The 21,320-nt window shown below is 73.5% G+C and carries 23 protein-coding genes; 10 read left to right on the forward strand and 13 right to left on the reverse strand.

Going from position 1 to position 21,320, the window contains the following annotated elements:
• Positions 1–2 precede the first annotated feature (2 nt).
• The 9 genes from ACMATS_RS35015 to ACMATS_RS35055 all read right to left on the reverse strand — a co-directional run bounded on the left by ACMATS_RS35015 (position 3) and on the right by ACMATS_RS35055 (position 9,643).
• The gene (locus ACMATS_RS35015; protein ID WP_391154509.1) at positions 3–1,520 is read right to left on the reverse strand and encodes an NADH-quinone oxidoreductase subunit C; all 1,518 of its coding nucleotides are present in this window, start codon (positions 1,518–1,520) and stop codon (positions 3–5) included.
• 3 nt (positions 1,521–1,523) lie between these two features.
• Positions 1,524–3,020 carry a proton-conducting transporter membrane subunit gene (locus ACMATS_RS35020; protein ID WP_414170254.1) on the reverse strand — a complete coding sequence of 499 codons (1,497 nt, stop codon included), beginning with the start codon at positions 3,018–3,020 and terminating at the stop codon, positions 1,524–1,526.
• The gene (locus ACMATS_RS35025) at positions 3,020–3,727 is read right to left on the reverse strand and encodes a hypothetical protein (protein WP_336415863.1); all 708 of its coding nucleotides are present in this window, start codon (positions 3,725–3,727) and stop codon (positions 3,020–3,022) included. Before ACMATS_RS35025 ends, ACMATS_RS35020 begins: the two co-directional genes overlap by 1 nt.
• A 7-nt stretch (positions 3,728–3,734) precedes the next feature.
• Complete coding sequence (locus tag ACMATS_RS35030; protein ID WP_414170255.1) at positions 3,735–4,688, reverse strand: respiratory chain complex I subunit 1 family protein; 954 nt, start codon at positions 4,686–4,688, stop codon at positions 3,735–3,737.
• A gap of 5 nt (positions 4,689–4,693) precedes the next feature.
• Positions 4,694–7,000 carry a proton-conducting transporter membrane subunit gene (locus ACMATS_RS35035; protein WP_414170256.1) on the reverse strand — a complete coding sequence of 769 codons (2,307 nt, stop codon included), beginning with the start codon at positions 6,998–7,000 and terminating at the stop codon, positions 4,694–4,696.
• Complete coding sequence (locus ACMATS_RS35040) at positions 6,997–7,479, reverse strand: NADH-quinone oxidoreductase subunit B family protein (RefSeq protein WP_336415860.1); 483 nt, start codon at positions 7,477–7,479, stop codon at positions 6,997–6,999. The genes ACMATS_RS35035 and ACMATS_RS35040 overlap by 4 nt, the downstream gene beginning before the upstream one ends.
• A 142-nt stretch (positions 7,480–7,621) precedes the next feature.
• The gene (locus ACMATS_RS35045) at positions 7,622–8,260 is read right to left on the reverse strand and encodes a hypothetical protein (RefSeq protein WP_390775355.1); all 639 of its coding nucleotides are present in this window, start codon (positions 8,258–8,260) and stop codon (positions 7,622–7,624) included.
• A gap of 161 nt (positions 8,261–8,421) precedes the next feature.
• On the reverse strand, positions 8,422–9,015 hold the full coding sequence (locus tag ACMATS_RS35050; RefSeq protein WP_390775354.1) for a DUF4865 family protein: 594 nt from the start codon (positions 9,013–9,015) through the stop codon (positions 8,422–8,424).
• Between the two features lie 28 nt (positions 9,016–9,043).
• A complete protein-coding gene (locus ACMATS_RS35055) occupies positions 9,044–9,643 on the reverse strand; it encodes a TetR/AcrR family transcriptional regulator (protein WP_414170257.1) in 600 nt (199 codons plus the stop codon).
• 70 nt (positions 9,644–9,713) lie between these two features.
• Between ACMATS_RS35055 and ACMATS_RS35060 the strand changes: the two genes are divergently transcribed.
• The 5 genes from ACMATS_RS35060 to ACMATS_RS35080 all read left to right on the forward strand — a co-directional run bounded on the left by ACMATS_RS35060 (position 9,714) and on the right by ACMATS_RS35080 (position 13,520).
• Positions 9,714–10,400: a PhzF family phenazine biosynthesis protein gene (locus tag ACMATS_RS35060; RefSeq protein WP_414170258.1), complete on the forward strand. Its 687-nt coding sequence runs from the start codon at positions 9,714–9,716 to the stop codon at positions 10,398–10,400.
• Between the two features lie 34 nt (positions 10,401–10,434).
• Positions 10,435–11,037, forward strand: a complete 603-nt coding sequence (locus ACMATS_RS35065; protein ID WP_390775351.1) for an NADPH-dependent FMN reductase — start codon at positions 10,435–10,437, stop codon at positions 11,035–11,037.
• A gap of 172 nt (positions 11,038–11,209) precedes the next feature.
• On the forward strand, positions 11,210–11,869 hold the full coding sequence (locus tag ACMATS_RS35070; protein ID WP_390775350.1) for a hypothetical protein: 660 nt from the start codon (positions 11,210–11,212) through the stop codon (positions 11,867–11,869).
• 117 nt (positions 11,870–11,986) lie between these two features.
• The gene (locus ACMATS_RS35075) at positions 11,987–12,532 is read left to right on the forward strand and encodes an EF-hand domain-containing protein (RefSeq protein ID WP_414170259.1); all 546 of its coding nucleotides are present in this window, start codon (positions 11,987–11,989) and stop codon (positions 12,530–12,532) included.
• A gap of 112 nt (positions 12,533–12,644) precedes the next feature.
• Entirely contained in the window at positions 12,645–13,520 is an 876-nt protein-coding gene (locus ACMATS_RS35080; protein WP_414170260.1) for a hypothetical protein, read from the forward strand.
• A gap of 229 nt (positions 13,521–13,749) precedes the next feature.
• Here ACMATS_RS35080 and ACMATS_RS35085 read toward each other — a convergent pair whose 3' ends face one another.
• Positions 13,750–14,280 carry an NADPH-dependent FMN reductase gene (locus tag ACMATS_RS35085; RefSeq protein ID WP_414170261.1) on the reverse strand — a complete coding sequence of 177 codons (531 nt, stop codon included), beginning with the start codon at positions 14,278–14,280 and terminating at the stop codon, positions 13,750–13,752.
• Between the two features lie 146 nt (positions 14,281–14,426).
• Between ACMATS_RS35085 and ACMATS_RS35090 the strand changes: the two genes are divergently transcribed.
• The 4 genes from ACMATS_RS35090 (at position 14,427) to ACMATS_RS35105 (ending at position 17,987) form a co-directional block, all read left to right on the forward strand.
• A complete protein-coding gene (locus tag ACMATS_RS35090) occupies positions 14,427–14,924 on the forward strand; it encodes a hypothetical protein (RefSeq protein WP_414170262.1) in 498 nt (165 codons plus the stop codon).
• A 150-nt stretch (positions 14,925–15,074) separates the two neighbouring features.
• Positions 15,075–15,716, forward strand: a complete 642-nt coding sequence (locus ACMATS_RS35095) for a TetR/AcrR family transcriptional regulator (RefSeq protein ID WP_414170263.1) — start codon at positions 15,075–15,077, stop codon at positions 15,714–15,716.
• Between the two features lie 65 nt (positions 15,717–15,781).
• Positions 15,782–16,492, forward strand: a complete 711-nt coding sequence (locus ACMATS_RS35100; RefSeq protein WP_414170264.1) for a VC0807 family protein — start codon at positions 15,782–15,784, stop codon at positions 16,490–16,492.
• Positions 16,493–16,526: 34 nt separating this feature from the next.
• Positions 16,527–17,987 carry an FAD-dependent monooxygenase gene (locus ACMATS_RS35105; RefSeq protein WP_414170265.1) on the forward strand — a complete coding sequence of 487 codons (1,461 nt, stop codon included), beginning with the start codon at positions 16,527–16,529 and terminating at the stop codon, positions 17,985–17,987.
• Between the two features lie 81 nt (positions 17,988–18,068).
• Here ACMATS_RS35105 and ACMATS_RS35110 read toward each other — a convergent pair whose 3' ends face one another.
• From ACMATS_RS35110 to ACMATS_RS35120, 3 genes are all read right to left on the reverse strand, one after another.
• A complete protein-coding gene (locus tag ACMATS_RS35110) occupies positions 18,069–18,275 on the reverse strand; it encodes a hypothetical protein (RefSeq protein WP_414170854.1) in 207 nt (68 codons plus the stop codon).
• A 265-nt stretch (positions 18,276–18,540) separates the two neighbouring features.
• On the reverse strand, positions 18,541–19,053 hold the full coding sequence (locus ACMATS_RS35115) for a hypothetical protein (protein WP_414170266.1): 513 nt from the start codon (positions 19,051–19,053) through the stop codon (positions 18,541–18,543).
• Positions 19,054–19,100: 47 nt separating this feature from the next.
• Entirely contained in the window at positions 19,101–19,760 is a 660-nt protein-coding gene (locus ACMATS_RS35120) for a DUF4360 domain-containing protein (RefSeq protein WP_390775341.1), read from the reverse strand.
• A gap of 309 nt (positions 19,761–20,069) precedes the next feature.
• On the opposite strand from ACMATS_RS35120, the gene ACMATS_RS35125 reads away from it, so the two are divergent.
• On the forward strand, positions 20,070–21,305 hold the full coding sequence (locus ACMATS_RS35125; protein WP_414170267.1) for a cytochrome P450 family protein: 1,236 nt from the start codon (positions 20,070–20,072) through the stop codon (positions 21,303–21,305).
• Positions 21,306–21,320: the final 15 nt, after the last annotated feature.

Raw genomic sequence — 21,320 nt, forward strand, 5'->3', positions numbered from 1 at the left:
GGTCAGAGGTCGTTGCCCGCATAGGACAGGTTGAAGCTCTTGTTGGTCAGGGGGAAGTCGGGGACGATCGTGTCCGCGAGCGCCACCGGCAGGGCGGGCCAGTTGAAGAACGACGGGTCCACCGGCTTCACCCGGGTCAGCGTGCCGTCGGCGGCGACCTCGACGCGGGTGGCGATGGTGCCGCGCCAGCCCTCGACGATCCCCACGCCGGACCCCGCGGGCCGGGCGCCGCCGGGGTAGGGGTCGTGGACGGACAGGCCGGGATGCAGCCCCGCGGCCAGGTGCACGATCACGTCGACGGAGGCGTCGATCTCCTCGGCCCGGACCAGGAACCGGGCCAGCACGTCGCCCGCGGAGTGCACGGGGACGGCGGGCGGTGCGGCCTCCTCGTGGAAGGGGTGGTCGGTGCGGGCGTCGGCGGGCAGGCCGCTGGCCCGGGCGACGCAGCCCAGGCAGCCGAGGTCGCGGGCGGCCTGCGCGGGGAGCCGGGCCGTGCCGGTGAAGCGGTCGCGGACCCCTCCGTGGCCCAGCGCCAGGTCGGCGATCTCCCGGATGTCGTTGCGGATCGCCCGCATCCGCGCGGGCTCCGGCACGGCCCGCAGCCGGGCGCCGCCCGGCAGCACGGCGCCGCGCAGCAGCCGGTGCCCGGTGACCTGCTGGTTGAGGCACAGCAGGGTCTCGCGGACGCGCTGGGCCTGGGAGTTGAGCACGGAGTGGCCGACGTCGTTGCACAGCGCCCCGAGGTCGGCGACGTGGTTGTGCAGGCGTTCGAGCTCCAGCAGCAGCGCGCGGGCCCGCTGCGCGGCGCGCGGCGCCCGGATGCCGGCGGCCTCCTCGACGGCGAGGCAGTACGCGAGGGCGTGCCCGACGGCCGTGTCGCCGCTGATGCGCTCGGCCAGCGCCAGGCCGCCCGCGAGGTCGCGGCCCTGGAAGAGCTTCTCGATGCCCTTGTGCACGAACCACAGCCGGGCCTTGAGCTTGAGGATCGTCTCGCCGACGACGGAGAACCGGAAGTGGCCCGGCTCGATGAGCCCGGCGTGCACGGGGCCGACCGGGATCTCGTAGACGCCGTCGCCCTCGACCTCCAGGAACGGGTACGGCCCTTCGGGCTCGCCGAACTCCGGCGGCGGGCCGGCGTCCGGGCACATCGGGTACCAGCCCTTGGGCCAGTGGAAGTGCCGTACCAGGCGCCGGGGCAGCGGGTGGTCCAGCGGGACGACCCCGTGCAGGTCCCGCATCTCGCGCTCGAAGCGGCCGGCGGGGAAGGACAGCGGTGCCAGGGAGGGCACTTCGGGGTGTTCCGGGTCCAGGCGGACGTGCAGTTCGGTGCGCACGTCCGGCGGTCCCGCCACGAAGAGGTAGACCACCCGCACGGCCCGGCCGCCCGGTGCCGCCTCGTCGTCGTGGTGGGCGGCGACCAGGGCGAGCCGGTGCCCCTCGCGCAGCAGGGCGCCCGCCCGGTGGACGAGCTCGCCGGGGCCGATGTCGGTGATCTCGCGGGGCGCGGAGAGGGATCGCACGGGTCAGGGCCTTCCCGGGAGCGCGGCGGCGGACAGCAGGTCGGTCAGCGGTCCCGCGGCCACCCCGAGGACGGCGCAGGCGGCCAGCCCCACGATGAGCGGCAGCCCGGCGGCCGGACCGAGCCGCACCGGAACGGCCGGGGTGCCGGGGGCGAGCCGGGAGGGCCCCAAGAGCATCGCGGCCGTGCGCACGGCGAGCGCGGCGAAGGCCGTCAGCACCAGGAGCAGGACGACGGCCGCGGCCCAGCCGAAGCGGGCGGCGAACGCGGCCCGGGCCAGGGCGAGTTCGGAGGCGAACAGGCCGGACGGCGGCAGGGCCAGCAGCGCCAGCACGGACAGCCCGAACGCGGTCCCGAGGCCGGGGGCCCGGGCCAGCAGCCCGCGCACCCGCCCGATCCGGGTGGTGCCGCGCAGCTGCAGCACGTGCCCCGAGGCGCAGAAGGCCACGGTCTTGGCCAGCCCGTGCCCGGCGATGTGCAGCAGCGCGGCGGACATCGCGAGCGGGGTGCCGACGGCGGCGCCCAGCGCGATCAGGCTCATGTGCTCCATGCTCGAATACGCCAGCATCCGCTTGTAGTCGCGCTGGGCGAGCAGCAGCGCGACCGCAAGTGCCAGGGTCAGCAGGGCCGTTGCGGCCAGCAGCGTCCGGGTGTAGCCGGGGCCGAGCACCAGGTCGGCGACGGCCTTGCAGCGCAGGACGGCCGTGAACGAGACCGACAGCAGGACCCCGGACATCAGCGCGGACACCGGGGCCGGCGCCTGGCTGTGCGCGTCCGGCAGCCAGGCGTGCAGCGGCACCAGGCCCGCCTTGGCGCCGAACCCCAGGACCACCAGGGCGGTGGCGAGCCGGGTGACCGACGGGTCCAGCCGGTCCGCGTGCGCGACGAGGGCCGGCCAGTCCAGCGCCTGCGCCTCGGGGACCTGCGCGGCCCGCGCCGCGTAGTAGAGCAGCACGATCCCGAGGAACGCCAGGGCGATGCCGGCCGAGCAGATCACCACGTACTTCCACGCGGCCTCGACGGAGGCGCGGGTGCGCCGGTGGCCGACGAGGAACGCCGTGACGATCGTGGTGGCCTCGATGGCCACCCACAGCACCCCGAGGTTGGCGGCCAGCATTGCCGCGCACATCGCGCCCAGGAAGGCGTGCACAAGGACCTGGTAGCGGCGGGCCGTTGCGGCGTCCGCACGGCCTGCCGCGCGCTCGACCGCCAGGTAGGCCGGGGCGGCGGCACCGGCCAGGGCCGCGACCGCGCCGACGACGAGCAGCATCCACACCGACAGGGCGTCGGCGCGCAGCACGCCCCGGAAGGCGGTCGGCGGGGGCCCGCCGGAGAGCACCGCCCGGGCCAGCACGACCCCCGCGGCGAGCACGGCGCAGGGGGAGACCAGGCCCGTCCACGCGGACAGCGCGCGGCGGCGGAAGGCGGCGTGCACGCCCGCGGCGGCCAGGGGGACGGCCACGGGCACGGCGAGCCAGACCTGGGAGGTGAGGGGGGTCATCAGTCGTGCAGCTCCCGCAGGTCGTCGATGTCCGTGGTGCCGAAGGCGGTCCGCATCCGGGTGGTGAGGATCTGCAGGACGAGCACGGCGAGCACCACGTCGAAGGACACCCCCAGTTCGACGATCAGGGGGACGCCCGACGCGGCCAGGAAGGCGGTGGCGGTGATGCCGTTGTCCAGCAGCAGGAAGCCCACCACCTGGGCCAGGGCCCGGCGGCGGGTGGAGAGCACGAAGAAGCCGATCAGCATCACCGCCAGCCCGACCGGCAGCGCCCGGGTCGCGGGCGCGGGCCCGAGCAGCACCAGCGGCCGGGCCACGGCGTAGGCCAGCAGCGTCAGCAGCGCCGCGGTCAGCAGCGAAGCGGCCACGTTGACCAGCGGCTGGGTCTCCCAGGCCTCGCTGACGTTCTCCACGTAGCGGTGCCCGGCCCCCGTCACGGGCGCGGGGACGAGGGAGGCCAGGGCGCGGCGCATCAGGTACGGCAGGACGCCGGTGCGCAGCACGCCGATCCCGGCGGCGACGGCGATGAGTTCGCCACGTGCCTCGTGCAGCCCGAGCAGGAAGGGCAGCGCCGCCAGGGCGACGCCCTGCAGGGCGAACGTCCGGACGATCGCGGTGAGTTTGCGCTGCCACAGCACCACGACGGCCGCCAGCAGGAACGCCCCGCAGGCGAGGTCGAGGAGCTGGGTGTACGTGCCTTCGCTCACGGCGCGTTCACTCTCCGCTCAGGAAGTACGAGGCGGTCACGGCGAGCAGCGCCAGCAGGAAGGAGCCGGCGAGGAGTTCGGGGACCCGGAAGAGCCGCAGCTTCGCCCAGAACACCTCGCCCGCCGCCAGCGCCGCGCCGAGCAGGGCGGTTTTCGCGACGAACACGGCCAGGGCCACGGCCAGCGCCGCCCACGACGGCCCGGTGGCGATGCCCCAGGGGGCGAAGACCGATGTCAGCAGCCCCAGCAGCACCGTCAGCCGCATCTGGGCGCCGAGTTCGACCAGGGCCAGATCGGGTCCGGCGTACTCGAGCACCATCGCCTCGTGCACCATGGTCAGTTCGAGGTGGGTGGCCGGGTTGTCCACCGGCAGCCGCCCGGTCTCGGCGAGCACCGCCACCGCGAGCGCCGCCGTGGCCAGCAGCCCGGCGGGCGAGGCGAGCCGGGCCGGCTGCTCGACGGCACCCGCCACGATGGCCGGCAGATTGGTCGACCGGGCCGGTATCGACAGCGCGAACACCGCGAGCAGGATGGTCGGTTCGACCAGGGCGGCGATCGTCATCTCCCGGGAGGCGCCCATCCCGCCGAACGCCGTGCCCGAGTCCAGCCCCGCCAGCGCGAGGGCCACGGTGCCCAGGGCGAGCAGGGCCACCACCAGGATCACGTCCGCGTTGCGGCCCACGGGAGTGTCCGTCGAGAGGAACGGCACCAGCGCGGCCGTGACGGCGGTGGTGGCGACCAGCAGCGCCGGGGCGGCGCGGAAGGCGGGCCCCGTGCCCACCGGTGTGACGGGCTCCTTGCGCAGCAGCTTGCGCAGATCGCGCCACGGCTGCGCGATCCCCGCGCCCGCCCGCCCCTCCAGGCGCGCCCGTACCTGCCGCATCAGGCCCGCCAGCAGCGGCGCACCGGCCGTCACGACCGCCACCTGCGCGGCCACCGCCGCGACGCCGGGACCGCTCATGCCGCTCACCAGCCCACCGCCAGCGCGAGGAGCACCGTCACCAGCCCGCAGAAGCCGTAGCCGACGTACAGGTGCGCGCTGCCGTTCGCCAACCTCCGGGCAGCCGCGCCGACATGGGACAGCCCGGCCAGCACGGGACCGTACAGCCGGTGCTCCAGCCGGTCGGGGACCCGCTGCCGGTAGCGCACCCGCTCGACCAGATAGGCCGATTCGCGGACCGGCGTGACGTCCACGTCCTGCTCGGGCGCCACCACGTCGTCGAACACCCGCTGCAGGGGCTCCGCGAACGAGGTCGCGGTGTAGGCCATGCGCGGCGTCGGGGCCCCGCCCCCGCAGTCCCACAGCCGGGCGCGGGTGCGCCGGGGCCGGCGGCGGACGAGCCGGGGCAGCCCGGCGGCCGCAGCCGTGGCGGCCGTCAGCGCGGCGACCACCCACAGCGGGGACAACCGCGCGGCCACGCCGTCCAGTTGCGCCTGGATGCCCGTACCCGACAGCGAGGCCCCGTGCGGGAAGCCGGCCACCGCCACCGCCCGGTCCAGCGCCGGGCCGAGCAGCCCCGGCACCAGCGCCAGGACGGCGCAGCACACGGCCAGCAGGCCCATGCCGGCCAGCATGGCGGGCGGACTCTCCTCCGCCGCGGCGGCCCGGTCGCTGCGGGGCCGGGCGAAGAAGCCCACGCCCAGGGCCTTGACGAACACGGCGGCCGCCAGCCCGGCCGACAGGGCGATCACCGCGAAGGCCAGCGGGAGCACGATCGACGTGACCTCGCCCGGCACCGCCAGACCGTGGATCAGCGACTGCAGCAACAGCCACTCGCTCACGAAGCCGTTGCCCGGCGGCAGGGCCACCGCACCCAGCGCGCCCACGGCGAACAGCCCGGCCGTCAGCGGCATCCGGGCCCGCAGCCCGCCCATCCGGTCCAGGTCCCGCAGCCCGCTCGCCCGCAGTACCGAACCCGCCGCGCAGAACAACAGGGCCTTGAAGACCGAGTGGTTGACCATGTGCAGCAGCGCGGCGGCCAGTGCGAGGGCCGCCAGCTCCTCGTGCTGCGCATCGGCGAACAGCCCGGCCGCGCCCACGCCGATAAGCATCAGCCCCGCGTTCTCGCTCGTCGAATACGCGAGCAGGCGTTTGAGGTCCGAGGCCATCGCCGCCTGCAGCATCCCGTACACCGCCGACAGCCCGCCCGCCCCGATCAGCGCGAGCCACCACCAGCGGGGCCCGCCGCCCAGCAGGTCGAAGCCGACCCGGACGATGCCGTAGACCCCCAGGTGCACCATAGCCGCACTCATCAACGCCGAGACGTGGCTGGGCGCTTCGGGGTGGGCGCGCGGCAGCCACACGTGCAGGGGCACCGCACCGGCCTTGGACGCGAACGCCGTTGCCGTGAGGACGAACACCACGCTGCGCACCCCGCCGGGCAGCCCCGCGGCGCCCGCGCGCAGGTCCGCGAACGTCTGCCCGCCCGCCCCGGCCGCGAACCGGGCCAGCCCGGCCAGCAGCAGGACCAGGCCCAGGTGCGTCATCACCGCGTACCAGACCCCGGCCTCCCGCACCGCGGCGCGCTCGCGGTGCCCGGCGAGCACCAGCACGAGCGAGGTGAGCGCCATGAGCTCCCACAGCATCAGGAACGCGGACACCGACGCGGCCGTAGGGACCAGCAGCAGGGTCAGCGCGAACAGCGGGAGCACGGCCTGCACCCCGCGCGCGGACTCCCCGGTGCCGCTGGGCCGTGTCCGGCGGATCTTCGTCGCGCGGCACCGCAGCGCCCCGTCAGGGGCGCGGGCCGGTGACTTGTGCGGCTCCGCCGCGTGGGCGCGACCGGCCACGATGCGCCCGCAGTCGAGTCCCCCAGCTACCGCTGGGGGTGCCCCCAGGGGGCTGCGCCCCGGATCCCCGGGGTGGTGCGTCGGCTGCAGGCCGTCGGTGGCCGGTCGCGCAGTTCCCCGCGCCCCTGACGGGGCGCACTGCACCCACGGGCGAAGATCCGCCGGACAGGCGCTGGGCCGTACGTATCCGATGCCGTAGAGGGCGGCGGCCGCGATCACGATCCCGGCGGTCGTCAGGAACGGGCCCGACAGCCCGTCCACCGCCAAGTGCAGCCCGGACAGCGGCAGGACGCCCGGCAGGACGAGGGACCAGCGGGCTCCGCCGCAGGCCGCGATCCCGGCGGCGGTGCCCGCCGCCCCGGTGCCCGCCGTGCACACCCCGGCGAGCACGGTCCGCGCCCGGTGCCGGGGCAGCAGCCCGGCCAGCGCCCCACAGCCGGCCAGTCCCGCGGCCGTGCCCAGGGCGGATCCGACGGGGTTCACCGGCCGGTCACGGTGCGCAGGGCCGCCACGATCTCGTCCGGGGACGGCGGGCAGCCCCGCACCTTCAGATCGACCGGCACCACGTCACCGACGGCCCCCACGACCCCGTACCCCCCGGCGAACTCGCCGCAGTCCAGGGCGCAGTCGCCCACCGCGACCACGACGCGGGGCTCGGACATGGCGGCGAGGGTGCGGCGCAGCGGCCCGTCCATGTTGCGGGTCACCGGTCCCGTCACCAGGGCCACGTCGGCGTGCCGGGGGGAGGCCACCAGCCGGGCGCCGTAGCGCTCGGCGTCGTACACCGGGCCGAAGGCGTTGCCGATCTCGATCTCGCATCCGTTGCACGAACCCGCGTCCACGCACCGCACCTGCGCCGACCCGCGCAACTCCCGGGCCACGGGCGGCGCGTCGCCCTGCGGCGCCGGAGGGGCGGGCCGGGCCACGCGGCCGGTGTCACGGATCTTTCGCAGCAGGCTCACCAGTACTCCTCGATACCTGGCGTTCGTACCGCCTGTAACGGCACGACCCCTGCTGCGGGTGCGGGGCTTTTCCGGAATTTGGCCTACCGCGGATGCGGGGGTGACGGAACGGGCGTGGAATGCCTGCTGCGCCGGGGAGTTGTCAGCGGCCTCCCAGTCCTCCCAGCAGGGAGGCCAGCAGTCCGGTCAGTCCGTTGACGATGCTCGGGACCCCGCCCACCAGTCGGCCCAGGGAGTTGACCAGCGGTTGCAGCAGGCTCTGCAACGTCCCGAGCAGGCCACTCGCAGCGCCGTCGCCCGGGTGCTCCCGCCCGCCGCTGCGCATCGCCTGCCGGTCCTGGGCGAGGTGGACCGTGGCCGTGACCGCGTCCGTGGTCGCCCTGCCGACCGCGTCGACGTCCGGGTGCTCGGCCGTGGACAGCCGGTCCAGCCCGGCGCGGGCCCGGCCCAGGTCTCCCAGGTGTTCCTGGAGCGCGGCGCACCGCCTGCGCTCCGGTTCGGCGCGCTGGACGCGGTTGTTGCAGGCGGCCGCGGCGTCGTTGGACTCCTTGGTGATGCTGTTGGAGTCGATGGCCTTCATGCTGTCGCCCGCGGCCGAACGCAGGGCCGCGGGCGACGGGACGGGGACGGAGTGCCGTGGCTCGGAGTGCCGTGTCTCCGCCACGGGTTTCTGTGCCGGGGGCGCGCTGACAGCGGTGGCCGTGTAGTGCGCCGTGCCCAGGGCGAGCGCGCCGCACACGGTACTGGCCAGGAGGAACCGGGTTCTGCAGGAGGCACCCATCGACGTACTCCTTCGAGCGGAGGGATCTTTTCGATCACCCTCCGCCGGGCTCCGTGACCCCGCAATCGGGAACCCGCCATCCGGGGCCGGGGAGTTGGGCGGTGATGCCGTGCCGCTCCGTCATCGGTCACCAGAGAGATTTGTAGACAAATACCGGGTGTCTACCAGTGCCGTCCCCGTGGGATCTCGTCCAGGTGCGGCGTGGACAGGTGCAGGACCTCGTACCGCTCGGTCGCGTGGTGGTCCGGGGCCACGGCCTGCTCCCACAGCACGAACAGCAGCAGCTGCCAGTGCCGGGGGTCGAAGGCGAGGGCGGCGGTGTGCACCCCGTCGGTGCGGGCCAGACCGGCGAGTTCGCCGAGCGCCGTGTCGACGACGGCGGCCGGGTCGGCGTCGTCCGGCATCGGGGTCAGGCGCCGGGAGGCCGCCTTCGGCGCGGCGGCCCGGGCCGGTCCCGCCTCGCAGGCGATGCCGGCCCAGTGGTGCACGGCCGGCCGGCCGAAGGACCCGATGATGTTCTGGAAACCGCCGCGGCCGACCAGGAACTCGCTCATCCGCCCGGTGTCGTGCCACAGGTACATCGGTGCGTACTGGTTGACCTGGGAGCCGTCGACGCCCCGCTCGCGGATGACGTAGGCCTTGAGGCCCAGTCCGGCCCGGTCGTCCAGAATGTGGGAGGCCTTCGCGACCCGGGTGCGGATGGTGCCCATGTCGTAGTCGGCGGGCAGGGTGATCTCGTACTGCTGTGCGTACATGGGTGACTGTGTCCCTCGTCGGCTCTCGTCAGTGGTCGTGGGAAGGGGCCGGGGCAGGTGCAGGTGCCGTGGTGTGTCCGGCGAGCAGGCCGAGAATGCCGTCGACGGCCTGGTGGAAGGGCTCGTCCGAACCGGCCGCGCGGGCCAGCACATAGCCGCCCTGGAGCACGGCGACCACCGTCGACGCCGTGCCCGCCGGATCGAGGGCCGCAGGCAGCTCGCCCTGTTCGCGGGCCTCCGTCAGGAGCCCGGTGAGCCGGCCGCGCAGCCACGCGAAGGTCTCGTCGACGGGCCGGCGCAGCTCGGGGTCGGCCATGACGTCGGGATCCTGCGTGAGCCGGCCGATCGGGCAGCCCTTGAGGACCTCGCGCTCGCGGCGCAGGTAGGCGGTGAGCCGCTCCAGGGCCGTGCCCGGCCCGCAGAACTGCTGTTCCGCCTTGGCCTGCATCTCCTCCGCCGAGCGCCGGATCGCGGCGAGCGCGAGGTCCGGCTTGCCGGAGAAGTGGTGGTACATACTGCCCTGTCCCGCTCCGGCCCGCTGCTGGATGGCCTTGGGGCTGGTGCCCACGTAGCCGCGCTCCCAGAGGAGTTCGCGGGTGGTCTCGATGAGTCGTTCCGCCGTGCTCATGATCGCAGTGTACATACCGATAGGTACAAAGGAGGGTGCGGGGTCGGCGCCCTGATGGTTGAATCGCGCCATGGTTGATCCGGACATAGCAGTGGTGCGTGTTTTCGCCGGTCCGCCGGGTCGCGCGGAGGGCGGGAATCCGCTCGGTGTCGTGCTCGACGGCCCGTCCGTCCCCGGCCCGGAGCGGCGGCAGCGGCTCGCCGCGCAACTCGGCTACAGCGAGACGGCGTTCGTGGACGATGCGGTGCGCGGTGCGGTCGACATCTACACGCCCGGTACCCGACTGCCCTTCGCCGGGCATCCGTTGGTGGGGACCGCGTGGCTGCTGTGGCAGCGGGGGTACGAGGTGGCGGTGCTTCGGCCGCCGGCCGGGGAGGTCCCGGTGTGGCGGGAGGAGGAGACCGTCTGGATCCGTGCACGGGCCGCATGGGCGTCCGGGCGGCGCACGCAGCAGTTCGCCTCGGTCGCCGAGGTCGACGCGCTGCCCGCCCCGCCGCCTGGCGAGGGCTGGCTGTACGCCTGGGCCTGGGAGGACGAGGAGCGGGGGCGGGTCCGCGCCCGGGGCTTCCCGCGCCGCGGCGACGGCATCGCCGAGGACGAGGCCACCGGAGCCGCGGCCCTGACGCTCACGGCGGAACTCGGCCGGTCGCTGGAGATCCGCCAGGGCGTCGCGTCCCGGATCCTGACGCGCTGCCGGCCCGGCGGCGTCGTGGACCTGGGTGGCCGTGTGACATCCCTTGGTTCTGTGGAGACTTGACAGATCATCCGGCGGATCCGGCAAGATCAAACTCATGAATGCGACTGATCTCCCCACCGGTGACCTCTCCACCGGCCCCGTCCGGGTGCTCGGCATATCCGGCAGCCTTCGTTCCGAATCCTTCAACACCGCGGCGCTCCGTGCGGTCGCCGCGCTCGCCGGTGCCGAGGTGCAACTGGAGGTGTGGAACGGCCTGGCCGCCGTCCCGCCGTACAACCAGGACGAGGAGGACGCGCCGCCCGCGGCCGTGCTCGCGCTGCGCGAGGCCGTCACCGGGGCCGACGCCCTGCTCTTCGCCACCCCCGAGTACAACTCCTCCCTCCCCGGCCAGCTCAAGAACGCGCTCGACTGGGCCTCCCGCCCGCACGGCAAGGGCGTCCTCGCCGGCAGGACCGTCGCCGTCATCGGCGCCAGCCCCAGCGGCTTCGGCGCCAAGTGGGCCCAGGCCGAGCTGCGCAAGGTCCTGACCGCGTGCGGTGCCGAGGTCGTCGGCCCCGAACTGTGCATCGCCCAGGCCTACTCGGCGTTCGGCCCCGACGGCCTGCCCGTGAGCCCGGAGCTGCGGACCTCCCTCACCGACCTCGCCAAGGTGCTCGCCGCGGCCGTCCGCGACGGCGCGGCGGAGCCCTCCGCCTGAGTCCTCTGTCTGAGTTCTCCGTCTGAGTCCTCCGTCCCGGCCGTCCGCCTGGGCTGCGCCTGCAGCGCGCAGCCCCGGCGCGGCCGGTTGTGCTCCTTGTGCGGGGCTGCCCCCGGGCGCACGGTGGTGGGGTCCCGCGCCGGCCCGGCGCCTGCCCGGCCCAGGAGGCAACGTGATCCACATCAGCGAAACCCTGATGGTCCAGACGGTCGAGGACTTCCTGGCCGCGGACGAGCTCGCCCAGCTGAACAAGATCATGGACATCGAGCTGCGGAGCGCCGCCTGGCCGCCCGCCCGTCAGGCGGAGGTCCTCCCGGCGCCCGTGGACGCCGAGGACATCCTGCAGGTCGCCACCGCGCGGGCCCTGCCGGCCGTCCGCCGGGCCATGCCGTCCGTCCGGGCCGCTGCCGCCTGGGGGTTCACGGAACTGGGGGAGGGGCAGAAGGTGCCCACCCACCTCGACGGCATCCCCGCCCCCGCGGCATCACCGCGCCGCATCGGCCGGATCGGCGTGACAATCGGCGACGCCGAACAGGGCGGCCTGTTCTACATCGAGACGACCTCCAGCCCCCTGCCGTGGACCGGTGCCCTGGTGGGCGAGTCCGAGGGCTATGTACCGGGAACGCCCCTCACCCGCTGCCTCTCGCACCAGGCCGCCGCCGTCCGCGAGCACGCGGAGGAGGCCGGCTGGCTGGAGGCGGCCCCCACCAGCCGCTGGACCGCCCACGCCCCGGCCGGTGTGGCCGTCGCCTACGGCGCGCACCTCATCCACGGCGTGACCCCTGTCGTGCGCGGCCGCGTCCGCAAGTTCGTCACGGACCTGACCGACTGACCGACTGATCGACTGCCCGACCGGCCTGCTTCCGGCCGCGGTGCCCGACGTGCCGGACGGGACGAAATCCGTATAGTCGCCCATGGCGGACAGATCCCCAGGGAAAGGCGACGGACCATGACCAGCGAGGTGCTCCGCGAGCGGTACGCCCACCGTTTCCGGGCCCACGACGCCGACGGCGACGGGTGGGTGGACGAAGGCGACTTCGTCCGGCGGGCGCGGCAGCTCGTCGACGGCCTGGGCGAACCCGCGGACTCGGCACGGGCGAAGGCCCTCGTCGAGGGGGTGCGGGACGGCTGGCGCAGCATCGCCGACATCGCGGGCGTCCCCGTCGACGGCCGCATCGACGAGAACCGGTTCGTCGCCGCACTCGCCAGTGCCTACGACTCCGGAATCGTTGCCGACATCATGCGCCCCTCGGTGGCGGCGCACGTCGCCCTCGCCGACCGGGACGGCAACGGCTATGTCGACGAAGGCGAGTTCGTGAACGCGCAGCAGGCCGCGGGAATCGGCGCCGACGACGCCCGCAAGGCCTTTTCCCTTCTCGACCGCGACGGCGACGGCCGGCTGGCCATTTCCGAATGGCAGTCCGCTGTACTGGAGTTCTACACCAGTACCGGATCCGACGTCCCGGGCGTGCGTATCCTCGGCATGAAAGCCTGATAGTCGCCGCAGGTCCCGTTCACCGGCCAAAGGGCGCCCTTGAGAAAAGACCCGCCGAGGCGGGATCCTCGAACTCCGCGTTTCCCCTGGGGGAATCAGGAGGGCCCGCAGGATGACCGCTCAGACGGATCAGACGAAATGCTCGGACTGGGGAAAAGCCGATTTCCACGCCATCTACAACTGCCCGGACCCGCGCGCCTATTTCAGCACCCTGGCGCCGCTGCAGTACCAGGTCCCGCACCACGCCCAGGCCGTCTTCCGTACCCTGCTCGCCACCCTGGGCCCGCTGCGCACGGGCGGTGCGCCGCTGACCGTCCTGGACCTGTGCTGTTCCTACGGGATCAACGCCGCCCTGCTCAACCACGAGGTCACCCTGGCCGAGCTCTACGAGCGCTACACGGACGGCGAGCTGTCGGCCGTCCCGGCGGCCGGGCTCGCCGCCGCGGACCGCGCCTACTTCGCCGAGCGCCGCCGTCCGGACGCCGTGCACGTGGTCGGCCTGGACGCCGCGCCCCAGGCCGTCGGCTACGCCCGCTCCGTCGGCCTCCTCGAACACGCCTTCGCCGAGAACCTTGAGGACCACCAGCCGTCAGAGGCACTGCGCCGGGGCGTCGCCGGCACGCACCTGATCACGGTGACCGGCGGCCTGGGCTACATCTTCACCCGCACCTTCACCCGGCTCTTCGACTGCCTGTCGGCACCGCCGTGGATCGCGGCGTTCGTCCTGCGCACGATCTCCTACCAGCCGGTCGTCGACCTGTTCACGGAGGCCGGGCTGGTGACCGAGAAACTCGATGGACACACCTTCCGACAGCGCCGGTTCGCCGACGGACACGAACGGGCCGCCGCCTTCGAGGCGCTCGGCCGGCAACGGCTGGACCCGGCGGGCAAGGAGGACGACGGCTACTACCACGCGGACCTGTATCTCTCCCGGCCATCGGCGGAGGCGGCGGCGCTGCCCATGAAGGCCTTGCTGCCTGACGGTTGAGTGCGGCGAAGGTGACGGGGCCTCGCCGTTGCGCGCGACACCGGCGGCGATGCTGAAGTGCGGTGCGTGATCGCGCCCCGTAAGGGGGGCGGGGCTGTGACTCCCCCGGCTACCTCCCCCAGCTACCGCTGGGGGTGCCCCCAGGAGGTACCTCCAGCGGCTCCGCTGCGTGGGCGCGACCAACCACGACGAGCCCGCAGGCGACGCACCGCACCCCCCTGCGGAGCGGTCAGGCCGCGGCCTGACCCAGCGCCCTGAGGGCCGCGGAGAGCGAGGCGAGCGTCGGTTCGTTGGCGATGCGTCCGGTGCCCTGGTCGATGCGCGTCGCGATCAGCCCGATGCACAGGCAGGCGTCGTCGACGACCATGCCGGTCATCATCCTGAGCGTCTCGCGCAACTGGGCGTTGGCGAAGTCGCCTCCGGTCGGCGACGGGGAGGCGGTGATCACGCCGACCGGCTTGTCGATGAACTCGCCGCTGCTGACGAGCCAGTCGAGCGCGTTCTTGAGCACGCCGGGCACGCCGTGCGCGTACTCGGGGCTGACGATCAGCACCGCGTCGGCCTCCGCCACGGAGGCCCGCAGGGCGGCGACCGGTGCGGGGGCGACGGCGCCCTCGCCGTCGAGGTCGGGGTTGAAGTGGGGGAGGGAGCCGATGTCGGCGGTGCGGGCCTCGGCGTCGGCGAGTTCCAGTGCCGTGCGCAGGACGGTGCCGTTGGCCGAACGGTCCCGCAGACTCCCGGAGATGGCGGTGATCTTCATGGGGAGGGAGCCTACGGGAGCGGTCTTGGCGAGGAATCGCCGACCACCCGCGGAGCGGCTGAGGACGTCCCTTGACACCCGGGCGGGCTGCCACGACGGTTGTCGCGCCCAAAGGCCCGCGCTCCTTCGGAATCCATGGAGGAACAGTGACGAAACGTTCATGGTGTGCTGCGGCCCTGGCCCTGGTGCTCGCCTCCTCCGCCGGGGTGACGACGGCGTCCGCGGCCGTGGCCACGACCCCGGACGCGGCGTCGCACAGTTCGACGGCGAAGCCGCAGAGAGACAGACCCGACCTGAACGGCCTGCGCATCAAGGCCGTCGACGGCCCTGCCATCTACTTGGTTCTCGACGGCAGGCGCCACTGGATACCCAACCCGGGCACCTACGACAATCTGTTCCGTGACTGGAACGGCGTCGTGTCGGTCCTCGACATCGGGAACATCACGGAGGGCGGCGCGCTCAGCGACGGCGCGTTTCTCGGCAAGTCGCCGGACCGGCCCGAGGTCTATCTGTTCAGCAACGGCGTCAAGCGCTGGATCACCAGCCCGGCGGCGATGGACAAGTACTACTTCGCCTGGAACAGGATCCAGAACCTGCCCTACGAGGCGGTGAACTCCATCCCGAACGGTCCGTCCATCTCCTGACACACCGCGCTCGGCACTCGGGCCCGCCGCAGGTCGCGGCGGGCCCTTTTGCCTGCCCGGATGCCTGCCTGGAAGCGGAATCTCTCCGTCAACTTGCTTGCTCGAACAACCTCTTGCTCGACCGAGCAAGTGTCCGGTACCGTCTTGCTCATGCAAGCAAGCAACAGCTCGGACAAGCAAGATGCCCCCGGGGCCCGGACGTTCACCGAGTCCGCCCGGAGGGCGCAGATCGTCGCCGCCGCCATCGAGGTCATCGCCGAAGTCGGCTACAGCAAGGCCTCGTTCGCACGGATAGCCCGGCACGCCGGGCTCAGCAGCACGGGGATGATCTCGTACCACTTCGCCGGCAAGGACGACCTCATGCGCGAGGTGGTCGTCGAGGTCATGCGCGTCGCCGAGGCCTACATGCGGCCGAGGATCGAGGCCGAGTCCGACTTCTCGGCGCGGCTGCGCACGCACATCGAGTCGAACCTGGCGCTGCTCGTCGAGTATCCGAAGCATCTGCCGGCCCTGATCGAGGTGCTGACCAACGTTCGCGGGGACAGTGCGGGGTTGGGCGAGTTCGTCGGTGTGACGGAGGAGATGAACCGCGTCCTGGCGGAACGCATGCGCGAGGGCCAGCGGGTGGGCGCCTTCAGGGAGTTCGACGCCGACGTGATGGTCCACGCGATGCGCGGCGCCATCGACGAGGTGGTCGGCCGCGCGGCGCGCGAGCCCGGCCTCGACGTGACGGCCTGCGGCCGGGAGCTGGCGGAGATATTCGACCGCGCGACGCGCAACACCGCACCGTGACGGCATCACGGACAGATGCACGGACAGATGCGCAGACGGACTTACGCATGACGGGGGAAACGGCAATGCGCAGCGAACGGGAGAACGGGCAGGCGCTGCAGGAGCAGCCGGCCAGGGAGCAGTCGGCCGCGGTGCGCCGCCCGACGGAGAAGGAGAAGGCCGCCGGCCTGCGCCGGCACCTCGCACGGCAGCTTGTCCTCGAGCTCGCCCTGCCGCTCGGCAGCTACTACGGGCTGCGCGCCGCGGGGTGGGGACAGTGGCAGGCCCTGGCGGTGGGTGCCCTGCTGAGCGTGCCGTGGATCGTCCACGGCATGGTCCGGCAGCGCAGGGTCGACGCGACCGCGCTCTTCAGCCTGGTCCTGATGTTCGTGGGCACGCTGATGGCCATGGTGACGGGCGACGCCCGGGTGTTGCTGATCCGCGACAGCTGGATCTTCGGCCTGATGGGGCTGTGGGTGCTCGGCACGCTGCCGACGCGGCGCCCCTTCATACTCACCATGGGGCGGACGATCGCCGTCGCGAAGACGGGGGAGGCCGGCGCGCGGGAGTGGGAGTCCCGGTGGGAGCAGGACGAGGCGTTCCGGCGGCACATACGCGTGATCTCGGCCGTGTGGGGCGCGGTGTTCACCCTGGACGCAGGGGTGCGTGTGGTGCTGGCCTGCACCCTGCCCGTCGACCTGATCGTGGCGGTCAGCACCGCCCAGTGGCTGGTGGTGCTCGCCGGTCTGCTGACCTTTCACACGCGCTATGTCACCCGGCACGGGCTGAAGGCGTAGCGGGACCAGGGGGTATGGGGATATGGGGGACATGATGACGGATACCGATGTGATCGTCGCCGGCGCCGGGCCCACCGGGCTGATGCTGGCCAACGAACTGGGGCTGGCCGGAGTCCGCACCCTGGTCGTGGAGCGGCTTCCCGAGCGCAGCGGCCAGTCCAAGGCGCTGGGCCTGCAGCCGCGCACCGCCGAGGTGCTGGAGATGCGCGGCTGGCTGGAGCCGCTGCAGCAGCGGGCCGTCGGCCGGCTGGAAGGCGGGCACTTCGCCGGGATCCCGCTGGACTACGAGGCCCTCGGCACCCGCTTCCCGTACCAGATCGGCATCCCGCAGCCCCGGGTCGAGGAGTACCTGGAGCAGCGGCTCGCCGCGTACGGCATCCCGGTGCTGCGCGGCTGCGAACTGACCGGGCTCCGGCAGGACGCCGAGGGCGTCACCGTGACCGTCGACGGCCCGGACGGTCAGCGCTCGCTGCGGGCCGCGTACCTGGTGGGGGCCGACGGCAGCCGCAGCCGGGTGCGCAGGGAGCTCGGGGTCGCCTTCCCCGGCCGGGACGGGCGCGTCTCCATGGTCGTCGCGGACGTCGTCCTCGACGACCCGGGCGGCGTCCTGCCCGAGCAGTGGCAGTTGCCGTCCTTCGAGGTCCGCGACGCAACGGGAGCGTTCCTGCTCCCGCTCGGCGACGGACTGCACCGGATGCTGTTCGGCGGACCGGAGCAGCAGGGCCTCGACCGCGACGCCCCGGTCACCGAGGACGAGGTCCGCGTGGCACTGCACCGCGAGCACGGCGACGCCCTCCGACTGAAGGCGGTCCGCTGGGCGTCCCGTTTCACCGACGCCTCGCGCCAGGCCGAGCAGTACGCCGTCGGCCGGGTGCTGCTCGCCGGGGACGCTGCCCACATCCACCTTCCGGCGGGCGGGCAGGGGCTCAACCTCGGCATGCAGGACGCCGTCAACCTCGGCTGGAAGCTCGCCGCCTGTATCCGGGGCCGGGCGCCGGAAGGCCTCCTGGACACCTACCACTCCGAGCGGCACCCGGTCGGTGCGCGGGTCCTGGAGAACACCCGGGCACAGGGCGTGCTGATGATTCCCGACACCGACGTCCGCGCCCTGCGAGCCATTGTGACCGGCCTGCTGGAGACGGCAGAGGGCAACCGCCGCATCGCCGGGATGATTTCGGGCCTCGACATCCGCTACGCGATGCCGGGTTCTCCCGAACACCCGCTGCTGGGGCGGCACATGGCGGATGTCCGGCTGGCCACCGGCCGGGGTCTGCTGCTGACCTCCGGCGCCCAGCCCGCCCTGGAGGCGCTGATGCGGCCCTGGCAGGACCGGGCCGACCGGACCACGGCCGACCGGGCCGCCGGCATCCCCGGCGGCGATGGTGCCGCGGCCGTGCTGCTGCGCCCGGACGGGCACGTCTGCTGGGCCGGCCCTGGCGGCGGCGAGGGACTCGGCGCCGCGCTCGGCCGCTGGTTCGGCGACCCGCAGCGCTAGGCGCTCCGCGCGGGGGCGGCGCGTCGTCTGCGGGCTCGTCGTGGCTGGTCGCGCAGTTCCCCGCGCCCCTTTGGGGCGCGATCACGCACCGCACTTCACGGGCCGGCCCGGCGCCCGCAGGGCGAGGACGGCCATGTCGTCGTGGCCGTCACTCGGCCGCGCATCGGCAACGGCCTTGCCCAGCACGTCCAGTGGTCGGCCCGCATGGGCCACGGCGACCTCCGCCACCGTGCGCAGGGCGTCGTCCATGTCGCGCTTCGGATGCTCGTACAGCCCGTCGGCGAACATCGGCACGGTCGGGCCCGGCGGCAGGACGTGCCGGTGGTCGTGCCGGGGGAGCCCCCTGATCGGCCCCCGGCGGCGGAGGGTGCCCTGCGCTGCTCCACAGCAGCGACCAGCCGCCCTCGCAGGGCTCGATGCGGGTCATGCACACGGTCACCATCGTGGGGTCGGCGACCGCCTGCAGGGTGCGGTCGAGCCGGGCGAGCAGGGCGCTGGGCAGGACGCCGGAGCTCGCAGGCCAGGGCCCAGGAGGTGAACGGCGCGAGGTCGGTCAGGCTGGGCAGCAGCAGCCGCTGGAACTGCTCGGCGCCGTTGCGGACCTGCTAGAGGTTTCCGTAGACGTGCCCGCGCACCGGGATGGCCACGCCCAGCAGGCTGTGCATCGGCGGGTGGCCCTCCGGGAACCCCGCGGACCGGGAGTCGGCGGCCGTGGAGTCCACGCGCAGCGGCTGCGGTCGCTGATCAGCAGGCCCGGCAGCCCCTCGCCGTGCGGCAGCGCGACCCCCTCCAGCCGGGCCCGTTCCGCGTCGTCCAGGCCGACGGGGATGAAGTCGGCCAGCCCGGCGCCCTCTTCGTCGAGGGCACCGAGCGCGCCGTAGCGGGCGCCGACGAGTTCCATGGCGGTGGCGACGATCCGGCGCAGCACCACGGCGAGTTCCAGCTCCCCGCTGGCGGAGAGCATGGCCCCCAGCAGCGCCCGCATCCGTTCCTGGGTCCTGGCGAACCCGGCGAGCCGCTCGCAGAGCCGGCCCGGGTCCGCGTCGTCCGCTGCGCTCGTTGCCACGCGTCGCGCACCAGCGATCCGGCAGCCCGGCGGCTGGCGGCGGCCGGTCAGTTGGAGGGGCAGTCCTTCCAGGCCAGCCGGTAGACGGTGTTGATGGCGCCGTCGGTGGAGTCCATGGTCACGAAGCTGGTGGTCCTCTCCGGGTCCGAGGTCCCGGCCGCCACGGTCAGCTCCGTGTTGACGTTGAAGTTGCGCTGCTCGCCGCAGGGCGACCACACCCGCTGGGCGATGTCGGTGGTGTCCGTGGCCTGCCAGTTGTCGACGAGCGGGCCCTTGAACGGGTGGGAGGCGACGGAGGTGTCCGGCTGTCCCTGGAAGTAGTACGAGGCCTTCTGTTCGGCCGTCGCGCCGGTTTCGAGGTGCGCGAAGCCGCGGTAGTCGGCGCTGGCGACGGCGTAGGTGAAGCCCTGGGGGACGTGCACGATCAGATTGAGCTGGCAGTTCTTGCGGAAGTCGGTCGGCGAGGCGCCGACGCCGACCTGGGCGAGATATTTGCTGTACGTAATGGTGAAGGCGGTGTTGTCCGGGGAGACGGCGACGGCGGCCGAGCCGGCCGGACAGCCCGAGCCGTTGACGGTCGCGATCTCGATCACAATCTTGTCGGGCGGCACCTGGATACCGGCCGCCGCCGCGGGCGATGCATTGGTGGCCAATACCGGGGCGCATAAGGCGGCGAGTGCGCTGCCGGTGGCCAGGAATCTGGACATGGGGCTCCCATGGTGGTCGCGACCGTGCTGCCGGGCACGGCCTGGCTGCGGAAACGATGCCGAGCAGATGCGAACGGAAATGTGAGAGCGCAATAATCCGTATCCGTGGGAATCCGGATACCGGATACGAATGCTTCATCAATTCCACACGCCCGTGCAGAAGTCAATACGGTCCGTCCGCAGGGCAAACGGGAATCGGCCGCTCCGGCACCGGCCGGGGAAAGTTGTAGGAACCGTACAGTCGGACCGGGGTCCCTCCTGACGGGGCCCGCCGCCGACGGGCCGCGGCGCATCGGCAAGGATGACGAGGTGCTCGCTCCCCTGAACCCCGCGGACCCCGGCTTCGCGCGCGACCCGTACCCGTACTACGCGCAGCTGCGTGCCCGCGGCCCCGCGGCCCGCGTGCCCCTGGCCAACGGCACCCACGCCTGGCTCGTCACCGGCTACCGGCAGGCCCGGGAGGTCCTGGCCGATCCGCGCTTCTCGAACGTCCCGCCGCAGGGCGCCGGCCGCCCCCGGCCCGACTCCCCGGCCCGGCGCGCCCGCGGGTGCCTGGCCCGCCACATGCTCAACTCCGACGCCCCCGACCACACCCGGCTGCGCCGGCTGACCACCGCGGCCTTCACCCCGCGTCGCGTCGACGCCCTGCGCCCGCGCATCGAGCGGCTGACCGACGGGCTGCTCACGGAACTGTCCGGGCGGCTGGCCCGGGAGGGCACGGCCGACCTGGTCGACCACTTCGCCTTCCCGCTGCCGGTCCTGGTCATCGGCGAGGTGCTCGGCGTGCCGGAGGCCGACCGCGCGGACCTGCGCACCTGGACCTACCGGGTCGGGTCGCCCGCCGACGCGCTGGAGGACGGCGCGGCCGACGACGCCTGGACGCGCCTGTACGGCTACTTCACCGAGCTGATCGCGAGGAAGCGGCACACCCCGGGCGACGACCTGTTCAGCGCCCTCGTCCACGACGCCGCCGAGGGCGGGCTGGACGACGGCGAACTGCTCGCCATGGCCTTCCTGTTGCTCTTCGCCGGCTACGAGACCACCATGAACCTCCTCGCCTCCGCCGGGCTCCTGCTGCTCACCCACCCGCAGGAACTGGCCGACGCGCAGCGGGGCGGCCCCGGGCACTGGGCCGCGGTGACCGAGGAGGTGCTGCGGCACGCGAGCCCCCTGGAGGGGACGACGTGGCGGCGCACGACGGAGGCGGTGGACCTCGGCGGCGGCACGGTCGTACCGGCCGGGGCCTCGGTCCTCGTCGTCCTCGCCGCAGCCGGCCGCGACCCCGAGTACTTCCCCGAGCCGGACGCCTTCCGGCCCGCCCGCCACCGCTCCGAGGGCGGACGGCCCGCGCCGCACCTGGCGTTCGGCCACGGCCCGCACTTCTGCCTCGGCTCCCGTCTGGCCCGCCTGGAGGCCGCGGTCGCGCTCCCGCGCCTGTTCGCGGCACTGCCGCACCTGCGCCTCGCCGCCGACCCGGAGACGCTTCCGTACCGGCCGGGCCTGCTGGTCCGCGGCCCGCGCACGCTGCCGGTTCGCTGCCGCTGAGGCGTGTCCGGCGGA

Origin of the sequence: Streptoverticillium reticulum, from assembly GCF_047456005.1 — a bacterium.
Classification (GTDB): domain Bacteria; phylum Actinomycetota; class Actinomycetes; order Streptomycetales; family Streptomycetaceae; genus Streptomyces; species Streptomyces reticulum.